This window comes from Pseudogracilibacillus auburnensis (assembly GCF_003201975.1).
GTDB lineage: Bacteria > Bacillota > Bacilli > Bacillales > Amphibacillaceae > Pseudogracilibacillus > Pseudogracilibacillus auburnensis.
Genome location: NZ_QJJQ01000002.1, coordinates 1 through 12426, shown reverse-complemented (window position 1 = coordinate 12426; position 12426 = coordinate 1). Strand labels below are relative to the sequence as shown.

At 34.7% G+C, this 12426-nt stretch carries 13 protein-coding genes; 11 read left to right on the top strand and 2 right to left on the bottom strand.

Annotated elements, in window-relative coordinates:
- Window positions 1-79 precede the first annotated feature (79 nt).
- Window positions 80-781, top strand: a complete 702-nt coding sequence (locus tag DFR56_RS03115) for an RluA family pseudouridine synthase (protein WP_110393976.1) — start codon at window positions 80-82, stop codon at window positions 779-781.
- Window positions 782-789: 8 nt separating this feature from the next.
- Here DFR56_RS03115 and DFR56_RS03110 read toward each other — a convergent pair whose 3' ends face one another.
- Complete coding sequence (locus DFR56_RS03110; RefSeq protein WP_110393975.1) at window positions 790-1758, bottom strand: COX15/CtaA family protein; 969 nt, start codon at window positions 1756-1758, stop codon at window positions 790-792.
- Between the two features lie 511 nt (window positions 1759-2269).
- On the opposite strand from DFR56_RS03110, the gene cyoE reads away from it, so the two are divergent.
- The 7 genes from cyoE (at window position 2270) to DFR56_RS03075 (ending at window position 9488) form a co-directional block, all read left to right on the top strand.
- A complete protein-coding gene (gene cyoE / locus DFR56_RS03105; RefSeq protein WP_110393974.1) occupies window positions 2270-3199 on the top strand; it encodes a heme o synthase in 930 nt (309 codons plus the stop codon).
- Between the two features lie 71 nt (window positions 3200-3270).
- Window positions 3271-4338, top strand: coding sequence for a cytochrome c oxidase subunit II (gene coxB, locus DFR56_RS03100; protein WP_110393973.1), 1068 nt, complete (start codon window positions 3271-3273; stop codon window positions 4336-4338).
- A 51-nt stretch (window positions 4339-4389) separates the two neighbouring features.
- Window positions 4390-6255 (top strand): cytochrome c oxidase subunit I, encoded by a 1866-nt coding sequence (gene ctaD, locus DFR56_RS03095; protein ID WP_110393972.1) that lies wholly within the window; start codon window positions 4390-4392, stop codon window positions 6253-6255.
- A gap of 3 nt (window positions 6256-6258) precedes the next feature.
- Window positions 6259-6885: a cytochrome (ubi)quinol oxidase subunit III gene (locus DFR56_RS03090; RefSeq protein ID WP_110393971.1), complete on the top strand. Its 627-nt coding sequence runs from the start codon at window positions 6259-6261 to the stop codon at window positions 6883-6885.
- A 3-nt stretch (window positions 6886-6888) separates the two neighbouring features.
- On the top strand, window positions 6889-7209 hold the full coding sequence (gene ctaF / locus DFR56_RS03085) for a cytochrome c oxidase subunit IVB (RefSeq protein ID WP_110393970.1): 321 nt from the start codon (window positions 6889-6891) through the stop codon (window positions 7207-7209).
- Between the two features lie 855 nt (window positions 7210-8064).
- The gene (ctaG, locus tag DFR56_RS03080) at window positions 8065-8973 is read left to right on the top strand and encodes a cytochrome c oxidase assembly factor CtaG (RefSeq protein ID WP_110393969.1); all 909 of its coding nucleotides are present in this window, start codon (window positions 8065-8067) and stop codon (window positions 8971-8973) included.
- Window positions 8974-9026: 53 nt separating this feature from the next.
- Window positions 9027-9488, top strand: a complete 462-nt coding sequence (locus DFR56_RS03075; RefSeq protein WP_110393968.1) for a DUF420 domain-containing protein — start codon at window positions 9027-9029, stop codon at window positions 9486-9488.
- A 183-nt stretch (window positions 9489-9671) separates the two neighbouring features.
- On the opposite strand, the gene DFR56_RS03070 is transcribed toward DFR56_RS03075, so the two are convergent.
- Entirely contained in the window at window positions 9672-10037 is a 366-nt protein-coding gene (locus DFR56_RS03070; protein WP_110393967.1) for a YugN family protein, read from the bottom strand.
- Between the two features lie 175 nt (window positions 10038-10212).
- Here DFR56_RS03070 and DFR56_RS03065 point away from each other — a divergent pair, with 175 nt between their 5' ends.
- The 3 genes from DFR56_RS03065 (at window position 10213) to DFR56_RS03055 (ending at window position 12105) form a co-directional block, all read left to right on the top strand.
- Window positions 10213-11268, top strand: coding sequence for a CAP domain-containing protein (locus DFR56_RS03065; RefSeq protein ID WP_110393966.1), 1056 nt, complete (start codon window positions 10213-10215; stop codon window positions 11266-11268).
- 71 nt (window positions 11269-11339) lie between these two features.
- Window positions 11340-11789 (top strand): YlbF/YmcA family competence regulator, encoded by a 450-nt coding sequence (locus DFR56_RS03060; RefSeq protein ID WP_110393965.1) that lies wholly within the window; start codon window positions 11340-11342, stop codon window positions 11787-11789.
- A gap of 40 nt (window positions 11790-11829) precedes the next feature.
- Complete coding sequence (locus DFR56_RS03055; protein WP_110393964.1) at window positions 11830-12105, top strand: YlbG family protein; 276 nt, start codon at window positions 11830-11832, stop codon at window positions 12103-12105.
- The last annotated feature ends 321 nt before the right edge of the window (window positions 12106-12426 follow it).

Sequence of the window (12426 nt, the reverse complement as noted above, 5' to 3'; positions counted from 1 at the left end):
TATATGAAAAGTACAAACTATTGATGTAGATAGGATTTCTATTTATTCAGTAGACCCTATTTAAAAGGAGAATTTATCGATGAATATTCCAATTTTATATGAAGATAATCATCTTTTGATTGTTGAAAAACCAGTTAATATACCTGTACAACAAGATCGGACAAATGATCGTGATTTATTAAATTTATTAAAAGAAGATATAAAAATTAGGTATAACAAACGTGGAAATGTCTACTTAAGTTTAATACATAGACTGGATCGACCTGTTGGAGGCGCAATTGTATTTGCAAAAACGTCAAAAGCAGCATCACGTATGTCTAGTCTATTAAGAAAAAGAGAAATACACCGTACATATTTAGCAGTTGTTCGTGGATATGTAAAAAAAGAAGAGGAAACATTAGAACATTATTTACGAAAGAACAGGAAAGTAAATCAAGTGTTTGCTGTCCAACCTCATGTAAATGATGCGAAACAGGCAATTCTACACTATAAAGTACTGGAGCGGAAAAACAATTTAACTTTACTACATATAAAACTGCAAACAGGTAGATCTCATCAAATACGAGTACAACTGAAAGCCATTGGACATCCGTTATACGGAGATCAAAAATATGGTGCTCATGTAAATAAAGTTGGGGAGCAAATTGCCTTATGGGCTAATAAACTATCGTTTATTCATCCTGTTAAAAAAGAGACCATTACAATTACTTCCATGCCAAACGATGATGGAAGCCCTTGGGATAAATGGCAATTAGTCAAAGAAATAAAAAATGAAATCTAGGAAATATCCTAAATCTCATTTTTTGCTTCTGCACTGACGTTGATTTTATTTCTAACAGGTACTTCATTTTCTTGGTTGGCACTTCGATAAGATAATAAGATGAAGTAGCTAAGATTCCCAAAGTAACAAGTGATGAAAAAGGCATGTAAAAGAGCAATCCATAGGTTCAGTTGGGTGAAAATGATTAGTGCGCCGAACAGAACTTGGGAAATAATCAGGATTAATGTAGAGACCCAGCCCCAATACATAATACGATTGTTACGATAATTTTTAAACACTTTGATAAAAAAGGCAATGGTCCAAATAAGTAATATCCCTGCAATAAATCGATGTCCCATCTGAACCCATTGATGGAAATTGTACTCAGCAAATGCAAATGGGGCACTATTATTACAAAATGGCCAACTTCCACAAACAAGATTGGCGTTTACATGTCTGACAAGTGCACCAGTATAGACGACAATAATAGTAAAAAAGGTTAGAAAATAGATTTCTATTCGATGATTCTTGCGAATAAATAACGTATTTGCATCTAATTTTTTATCAATTTCAAAAATGAGTAACATTAATAAGAAGATAGAAGCAAATGAGATTAATGAAATTCCGAAATGTAATGCAAGAACAAAATCAGACTGTCCCCATACCACTGCTGCAGCTCCAATTAATCCTTGTAGTACTAAGAAAAAAACGGATAAAAAGGCTAGAAATTTCACTTCACGAATATGTCCAATTACCATCCAAGACAAAACTGCTAGTAGAAGAACGGTTACTCCTATAGTAGAAGAAACTAAACGGTGACTATATTCGATAATTAATTCAGGTGTAATATCAGATGGAAAAAGTTGTCCATTACATAATGGCCAGCTATTACCGCACCCCATTCCAGAGTCGGTTTTTGTCACTAATGCTCCACCTAATAATATAAAGACCATCCCAATTGTAGAAACTACTGATAGCCATTTAATGATTCTTAACATATAATACAGCCTCACTTTTATAGTTTAAATAATCAACCATGAGTAAGTAAACGATAATGATAGTTACTACCACATAATACATAGTTTAAATTATATAAAAGATTACATAACTAATCATAATAGCTTTAATGTATATAAATCAATTAATTAATATGGTAAAACGAATAATGTTCAATAGTTGTCACATTTTCGTAATAAATTTTCTTATTAATCCCATTTTCGCTTTCGTATCAGTAGTATTCCTTGCAAAATGAAATGAAATTTGCTAAAAATAATTATAGAGGTTATCAACTAGTATCCATTTGTACTTAAGATTTTATCTTGCTATACTCTTAAAGTATGTGGATCAGTGAAAAAAGTGGTATAATAGAATTAATTGTGCAACAAATTCATTATCATGTAAATAGGGGAAAGCAACTTTAATGAGTAGAATATATAAAGATAATGGGTTAGACAAATAATATCTTTCTATATTCTTTTTATTTATAAAAGTGAAGGGAGGCTATCATGAATGGCTAACGGAGAAGTAACGCCTTCTTCTGTAACAATAAATGAAAATGCTGTAGTAAATAATGGGAAACTAACGCTAAAAGATATTAAGTCTGTTATTAAAATAGGAATTGTTAATTCCAATTTATTTACAGTTTTTGCAGGTTATTGGCTTGCCCTTTACTTTACAAATGCATCTTTTATGCCAAATTTAAAACTGTTTCTATTAACAATGGCTGGAAGCACCTTTGTTTTAATCGGCGCGAGCATTTTAAATAACTGGTATGATGTAGATATAGATCCAGTAATGGATAGAACGAAAGAACGTCCTACAGTTACAGGGAAAATATCTTTGAATAATGTATTATTTATCGGTATTATTTCTACATTATTAGGTCTAATTCTCTTATATTTAACTACAGTAACAGCGGCAATTGTTGCATTTATTGGCTGGTTTACATATGTAGTACTATACACGATATGGTCAAAGAGAAGATATACCTTAAATACTGAAATAGGCTGTATATCTGGAGCAGTTCCTCCATTAATAGGATGGGCAGCAGTTAACCCAGATTTATTTCATATCGTACCAATTGCCTTGTTTTTAATTATGTTTATTTGGCAAACACCTCACTTTCTTGCATTAGCAATGAAAAACTGTGAAGAATATAAAGCAGCTGGTATCCCTATGCTCCCTGTTGTACATGGATTTGAATTTACAAAACGGCAAATCGTCGTTTACATTGCATGTTTACTTCCGTTACCTTTTTTCTTGGGAGAATTAGGGATAACTTTCTTAAGTATAGCGACACTACTAAATGTTGCTTGGCTAATTATAGGGTTTAGTGGGTTTTTTATGGAAAATGTTATGAAATGGGCAAACATCGTTTTCTTCTATTCATTAGGCTATCTTATCGTTATTTTCTTTACTATGATTATTGTAGTGGTATAAATTGTTTTACTTTTAAACAGCCCTAATTGAAACCAAATGTAGTAATAATTGAGAAAGAGAGGTATGCATACATGAAAGGTTGGATGGGAAAACTGAGAACCTTAGTTCTATTAGGTTCTTTAGCCTTTATACTTTCAGGATGTGGTAGAGACAATTTAACAGCACTTGTACCGAAAGGGTATGGTGCGGATGTATCAATGCAACTAATAATATTGACAACGGTGGTTATGACATTTGTATTTTTAGTTGTTATGGTCATCTATGTAATTGTGTTGATGCGTTATCGTAAGAAAAAAGGGGATCCAGTTATCAATCCTGAACAAGTAGAAGGAAATAAAACGTTAGAAGCAGTTTGGACGATCATTCCGATAATTCTTGTTGTTATTATGGCAGTTCCTACTGTATTTGCAACATTCCACTTGGCGGATGATTCAGATTCAGAAGATCATATCAACATCGATGTTACAGGAAATCAATATTGGTGGCATTATGATTATCGAAATGAGGAAATTGCAACAAGCCAAGACTTGTATATTCCAGTTAACACAAAAGTATATGTTCATTTAATAACAAATGATGTTCTTCACTCATTCTGGGTACCTAGCTTATCAGGTAAGTTAGACGTAAACCCGGAAAACGTAAACACAATGTATATTGAAGCTTACGAAGAGGGCGTATATTTTGGGAAATGTGCTGAACTCTGTGGTCCTTCACACTCACTGATGGACTTTAAAGTAGTAGTTGTTAGTGAAGAAGAGTATGACCAATGGGTTCAAGATATGCAGAACTTTGATACTGAAACGCTTGATCTAGATCCGGTTGCACAAGAAGGTAGAGAACTCTTTGAAGAAAAATCATGTGTCCAATGTCACGCGACAGATACACAAAATTATTCTGCGGGCTCAGTACCAATTGGTCCGGATTTAACACAGTTTGCTGATCGCTCTAGACTAGCTGGATATTTAGATCCTACAAAAGAAAATTTAGTGAAATGGATTCAAGATCCCGAGTCACTGAAGCCTGGTAACTTAATGACAGGAGCATACCCAGAACTATCAGACGATGAAGCGGATAAAATTGCTGAATATCTTTTACAATTAAAACCATCTGAGATTACAGCAGAGAGTAAGGAAGATTAATCTTAAAACTTTTTTATGTAAGTTTAAAGATCATTATAGGAGGTATTTATTGTGAGTATTGCAGCTACGGGTAAACGAAGCTTTGGTTCTTTCTTATGGGACTATCTAACAACAGTTGACCATAAGAAAATTGCTCACCTATACTTAGCAGGTGGAGGTTTCTTTTTCATACTTGGTGGATTAGAAGCATTAGTCATACGAATTCAGCTAATTAGACCTGAAAATGACTTTATTAGTGCTGGATTTTATAACGAAATGATTACGATGCACGGAACAACGATGATATTTTTAGCGGGGATGCCGATTCTTATCGGGTTAATGAACGCCGCCATGCCATTACAAATAGGTGCACGAGATGTAGCGTTTCCATTTTTAAACGCACTAAGTTTTTGGTTATTCTTATTTGGAGGACTATTACTTAACTTAAGTTTCCTATTTGGTGGAGCGCCTGACGCAGGTTGGACTTCTTACGCATCACTTGCGATGCAATCACCTGGTCACGGTGTTGACTTTTATATCTTAGGTTTGCAAATTGCAGGTGCTGGTACGCTAATGGGTGGTATTAACTTTATTGCCACAATCGTTACGATGCGTGCACCTGGGATGACATATATGCGTATGCCTTTATTTACATGGGCAACGTTTATTACGAGCGTGTTAATTTTATTTGCATTCCCACCACTTACAATTAACTTATTTTTATTAATGTTTGATCGTATGTTTGAAACAGCATTTTTCAATGTTGCATTAGGTGGAAATACGATTATTTATCAACACTTATTCTGGATTTTTGGTCACCCAGAAGTATATATCTTAATTTTACCTTTATTTGGTTTATTTAGTGATATATTTTCAACATTCTCTAGAAAGAGATTGTTCGGTTATACAGCAATGGTATTTGCGACGATGTTAATTGCATTTTTAGGGTTTATGGTTTGGGCCCACCATATGTTCACAGTAGGTTTAGGTCCAGTTGCAAACTCTATTTTCGCAGTTGGTACAATGGCAATCGCTGTTCCGACTGGGATTAAAATATTTAACTGGCTTTTAACTATGTGGGGCGGACAAGTAACGGTTAACTCTGCCATGTTATGGGCATTAGGATTTATTCCTTCGTTTACTATTGGTGGTATGACTGGGGTAATGCTCGGTTCTAACGTTGCGGATTATCAGTACCATGACACATATTTTGTTGTTGCACACTTCCACTACGTTATTGTTGGAGGAACAATTTTTGGTATCTTTGCTGGTTTACATTACTGGTGGCCGAAAATGTTTGGACGTATTTTACATGAAGGAATGGGTAAATTTTCGTTTTGGGTATTCTTTGCAGGATTCCATTTAACTTTCTTCATTCAACATTTCCTAGGCTTAATGGGAATGCCACGTCGTTACTGGGTATTCTTACATGACCAAGGATTAGAATTAGGTAACTTAATCAGTACAATCGGTGCCTTTTTAATGGGGATCGCATCGATCGTATTTATTTATAATATCGTTTATTCAGCAATTAAAGGGGAGAAAGCAGAAGCGGACCCTTGGGATGGTCGTACATTGGAGTGGTCAATTTCTTCACCGCCACCGTACTATAACTTTGAACAACTTCCACTTGTACGTGGACTTGATCCATTATGGATTGAAAAAATGGAAGGCGATGGAAAGATTCCTCCAGGAGAACCTTTAGATGATGTTCATATGCCTAACGGTTCATTCATACCATTCTTAATGGGACTTGGATTCTTTATTGCTGGATTTGGCTTTATTTATCAAGTTGACCATAGCTTATGGTACCTTGCATTATATGGTGGATTAGCGTTCTCTATTGGTTGTATGGTTGTAAGATCTCTTCAGGATGATTTTGGCTACTATATCCCTAAAGAAGAACTTAAAAAGGCACTAGAAGGGGAGGCTAAATAAAAGATGAGTCATGATCATAGCAGCTTATTTCCAGAAGTTATGCCAGCAGCACCAGAAAAAGCTACTTTGGAAGGAAAAAATAAATTTTTTGGTCAGTGGTTCTTCCTTGGCGGAGAAACTGTACTATTTGCAAGTTTGTTTGGGACTTACCTCGCGTTGAAAAATTCAACTGCGGGGGGCCCATCCACTGACGAATTATTTGGTTTGGGTTTAGTATTTTTAATGACAATGTTGTTATTAACAAGCTCACTTACAAGTGTTTATGCAATGTATCACATGCGTAATAACGACTTTAAAAAGATGTACTTATGGCTAGGCATTACTGGTCTACTCGGTATCGGCTTCTTAGCCTGTGAAATTTACGAGTTTGCACATTATATTACTGAGTATGGTTTCAGTTTTAGATCGTCAGCGTTTGGTTCAGCATTCTACGCACTAGTTGGATTCCACGGAGGACACGTGTTATTCGGTATTTGTTGGTTAACCACATTGTTGATTCGAAATGCAAAAAGAGGCTTAAACCTTTATAACGCACCTAAGTTTAATACTTTTAGTTTATTCTGGCACTTTATTGACGTCGTATGGGTATTTATCTTTACGGTAGTATACTTAATGGGAAAGGTGGGTTAATGGATGACTGACAATTCAAATGATCAAACTGAAGTTTTTAAGAGACAAAAAAGTAAGGAAGAAATGCAAAGACAGTTAATTTCTTTCGGACTTATGATTGTTTTTACTTTAATTGCTTTTGCAATTGTAGCAACAGATACAGTAGATAGAATATATATCTTACCAATTCTATTTATTATGGCAATTGTTCAAGCAGGATTTCAGTTTTACTATTTCATGCACTTAAAAGATAAAGGGCATGAGATGCCTGCCTTATTAATTTATGGTGGTGTATGGGCAGCATTCCTAACACTCGCTGGACTAATGGTAATTTCTTGGTGGTAAAATAATAAAAAAACTGGGGGTTTTCCTCCAGTTTTTTTATATTAAAATGAGAATTTAATTTTATCTTACTTCACGACATAGTAGAAATAAACTGTACAGTAACTAAGCTAGTAGCACCGTTGATTTTCGCTATGGACAGTTGCTTTCCACGGGCAACGCCTCAACTAATTTCCTCCGTTTTTGTCAAAACTTTAGAAAATAGATTTTCGGCTGTTGCTTTTCCCGTAGGAGTCAACTGTCCTCCGCTCCAATCAACTATACGTTAGATTGGGTGAATGATATCCGTTTTTAGCCGACCAGGAGTCTACTTGCATTTCCTTCGCTAAGGAGAATGTAATCAAGATAAAGTAAGATGAACTACTCTAGTTGTCTGGAGCGAAAGTGACTGACTCCAGCGGGAAAAGCAAATGGTCTTCGATGGGACGAGCATTTAGCGGAGTCCCACGAGTCTGAAGACCTCGCAGGAAGCGGTTTTCTTCCGAGGCGGGTTAAGTTCGCGACGTCCTTGTCGCAATACCCGCACTAGTACGTCCTGCGACTGCGATTACTCGTCGCAATAAACATTGTGCGTCGGAGGCTGAAGCCAGCGGTGCCCGCGGAAAGCATGTCACATTTTGCGGAAGACAACGGTAGCATGGAACGCAATTTAGTTGTTTAGAAGACCCAAGTTACTGCGCAGTTTATCTCAAAGTTGTCACATGTCAGCTGCAAATATGTGTCATAATACGTTATAATAATACTGCATACTTTTTTAGCAGATAAAAAAGTATAAACTATCTTACTGTTAAGTCCTACCAAGGTTTTTGCCATGATGGCTAGGCGATAAACCAAGTTTTTTAAAGAGGTGAATATTACATGTGGTTAGAAATACAAATATTCGGATTTCGGGCATTATGGAGTCCATACTTTTTAACAATTATCATCTGTGTAGCTTTATTATATTTTCTATTAACTGGGCCAATGAGGGAGAAATTCGGTTCTTTTGATCCACCAACTAGAAATCAACAAATATTCTTTTATTCAGGCATGTTCATACTCTATATAGTAAAAGGTTCTCCAGTTGATCTTATGTCACATATTATGATGAGTGCTCATATGATTCAAATGTCATTTCTATATTTTGTTGTACCCATTTTTATTATTCGTGGCTTACCTGTATGGATGTGGGAAAAATTTATTCATTTGCCTGTCATTAAACCTTTGTTTACGTTCTTTACACTCCCACTTATTGCATTAGCAATATTTAATAGTTTGTTTTCTATGTATCATTTACCTGCAATATTTGATTTTTCGAAAAGTCATGCAGTTTTTCATTTTGGAATATCTGTCATATTATTCATTTTTGCTATGTTTATGTGGTGGCCAATTGTCACCCCATTAAAATCACAGGATAAACTCAACCCTTTAATAAAAATGGGATATTTATTAGGAAGTATTTTAATGGTTTCAATTGCTTGTGCTCTAATGATTTTTTCGACAAAATCATTGTATCTTGCCTATAGTTCACAGGGTGCTTGGATTCAAGCACTAAGTTTGTGTGTACCGACAGATGTATTAACAGGATTATCTGGTACATTATCGGGTGCGGAAATGTTCTCCCCCCTAAGTGCGCACGAAGACCAGCAATTAGGTGGAATTATTATGATGTTTTTACAACAAATTATTTACGGATTCGTCATTGCTTGGATCTTTTTCGGTTGGTTTTCTAAAAAAAGTTTAGAGGTAGATCCAATGCCATCTTCTTTACCATATTCAAAACAGTAGGAAACACATTATATTACTTGTAGAATTTTTGTAATGGAAAGGGATAGAATACGATGGACTTAGAGTTTTTGCCTTTTATTAGTACGCTACTAATAGCATTAAGCGCTGTTTTAGTTGCGGTTGGTTGGGGACTTATTATCAAAGGTAAAAAAGAAGCGCATAAGAAAACGATGGTAGCTGCAGCAATTAGTGCTTTATTATTTTTAATTATTTACGTATCTAGAACGATATTTATTGGAAATACGAGCTTTGGCGGGCCAGACAATATAAAAGTATATTACACGATATTTTTGATCTTCCATATACTTTTATCGATGACAGGTGCAGTCTTTGGAGTGGTTACATTACGACTCGCATTTAAAGGGAATTTTACAAAACATAAGAAAATTGGCCCTATCACAAGTATCATTTGGTTTTTCACCGCTATCACAGGCATCATGGTATATTTATTTCTTTATGTAATCTACCAAGGTGGGGAAACAACGAGTATGATTAGAGCAATACTTGGATATTAAATTTTATAATGAATAAAAAAGTGAGAAAATCGAAATTTCATACATTCGTTTCTCACTTTTTTATATATCGTCATTACCTCTTATTTTATAAGAAATTTCGACGTATTCATCAAAACAAAGATTTGATTTGTAAACAAATAGTAACAAATAGCGCACCATCTATATGCTAAAATAAATGGACTCTTATTTGTTGTACTTTTCTAATTCTTCATTTGCATTAATGACAAGGTTGTTAGCACGTTCGATTAAATTTTTTGGAAAATTCTCATCTTCACCATATTCAATACCGTGTGGATAGTAATGTTTTCCTAATAAAGGTGTTTTTAATTTGATGACAGCATCTTTACGATCTACATCACCTTCGATTGCTTCACCTTGAATACGAATATAATATGTAACATTTTTTTCTTGGGAATTAATTTTATAGTCGTAAGTTACACGTTCATAATCCCAGTTTTCACCACGGATAAAGGCATGTTTACCCATAACATGATCTAAAGGGACGAGATCAATTACCTTATTGTCTATTCCTGTGTTTTCTAATTTCATTTTATACACCTCTTGATTTAGTCTCATTAAACTAATCATAGTAGAAAAAAACATAACTTGCAATAAAATATATAAACAGTTCAAGATGTTGACGCAATTTAGTCTACAAGAGGGTATATTTACATAAGAATATGTATAGGATTGTAGAACGATAATTTAGTTATTGGAGGCTACTATGCGAAAGATTGGTATAATACTTTTTATAGTTATTTTAATTGGGACTGGTGTTTATTTTGTAGAAAAAGAATATGTTAGTAAATCGATTGATATGCTCGTTACGACAGATCAATCGGAATTGCCCAAACTAAAATCGAATCAAGCAACGAAAGAAATGAAGGAATTATTACAAGGTGATTTATTTACTTTAATGGAAAAGACAAGCAGTGAAGTAAAGGATGAATTAGGTGAGCCTATTCGTAAAGATTTAACGCCCTATGGCTATACATGGTGGATTTACACAGATGAATCAACTTTTCAAATTCAAGTGGGTATAGAAGATGATTCCGTTCAAACGATATATGCAACGGGGGAAGACATCTCTATTGAACCATTTAAGATTGGAGCATCTTTTGATTCCGTAAAGGGAAATTTTCCATTTCAAGATAAAGTTACGTATCAATCTGGTTTAGCGTTTTATTCATTTTTATTAAACGAAACAGATATAAACACGAATCCACTTATAAAATTATCAGATAATGTTTTTGTCCAATGTTATTTTGATACATTTACGGAACAATTATCGTCTATCCGAATTATTACGGGAGATATTTTACTAAAACAGCGCATGTACGAAATGGAGTATCGTGGTACTTTACCAGAAGAGGTATTATTATCGGATGAAGATTGGAAACAGATTGAAAAAGGGATGGAACAACAAATATTTGACTTAACAAATATTTATCGCCATCGATTTGATGTAGCTCCACTTATAAAAGATGAGCAAGTTAGTGAAGTCGCTTTCCTCCATAGCCAAGATATGTTTGACCAAAAGTATTTTTCGCATTATAGTTTAGATGGAAATGGCTTAAAAGAGCGGTTAGAGGAGAAAGAGATTTATTATTTATCTGCTGGGGAAAATATTGCTGCACAACATACCGATGCACCAGCTGCGATGGAAGGCTGGTTAAATAGTGAGGGGCATAGAGAAGCATTACTTCATGAAGATTACACTCATTTAGGAATTGGAGTTCATCGACTCTATTACACACAGAACTTCTTGTTAAAACCGTAGAGAAGAAGAATTGTACTATTTTCTTTTCTATTCTAATCATGGTAAAATAGTGCCATGGAGGTGTGCCAACTTTGATAGCGAATTTGGAGTATGTTGCAATACTTGATAAGACAGATGAACTAACAAAGATGATCTTACAATCCGATATTATGATCGAGTATCAAAGAACGTATCATTTACTTCAAACCAATGAAGAAGCTCAACGTTTAATTCAAACGTTTCTACATATAAAAGATCACTATGAAGATGTAGAGCGGTTTGGTCGTTATCATCCAGACTATCATGAAATTATGCGGGATGTTCGAAGTGCCAAGAGAAAAATGGACATGAATAGTTATGTTGCTGCTTTTAAAGTAGCTGAGCGTAATGTACAACGGTTTTTGGATGAGATAAGTGAAAGTATTGCCAAAAGTGTTAGTGATCATATTATGGTACCAAAAGAAGGTTTAGCACTCATTGAGAGCGGTTGTGCGTCAGGAAGCTGTGGAACTGGTGGGAAATGTGGCTGTCAAGCTTCATAGTATCATCAACTATTTTATTATTATGATTGGGAGTAAGAGAATGCATAATAAACGTCAAGGCATTGTTGTCTGGTTTCAACATAGAAAAAACATTAAACATATTAAAAGGTTCGGAAATCTTTTGTATGTATCACGAAAAATGCGTTATGCAGTCGTATATGTGAATCAATCTGAAATTGATACAATAGAAGATAATATACTTAAATTGCCATTCATTTCAAAAGTAGACCGTTCATATAAACCTTTTCTAAAAACAGATTTTGAAAATGCCATCCCAGATAAAGCGAAAATGTATGATTATAAGATGGGAATGTAACCTTTGTAGGATAACTTCTACAAAGGTTTTTTTAATATCAGTAAACGTTCGTATCATTAAAATGAGTTAATCCAGTTTGCATGGTTAAGTTTGGGCTATTTCAATGATATTTTTACCAACCTGTACAATAAACCGTTTTCCAAAATAATAGAACTGTGAAGCATTCTATCCTAATCAATAAGACTTGTTTTTTCATATAAGAAATAAACTGTGCAGTAACTGCTAAGTTGTTTTCCGCTACGGACCATTGCTTTCCGTGGGCACGGCCTCAGCCTCCTCGAGAAAACCACTCTGCGGGGTCTTCGGACACGCGCTTTTCCC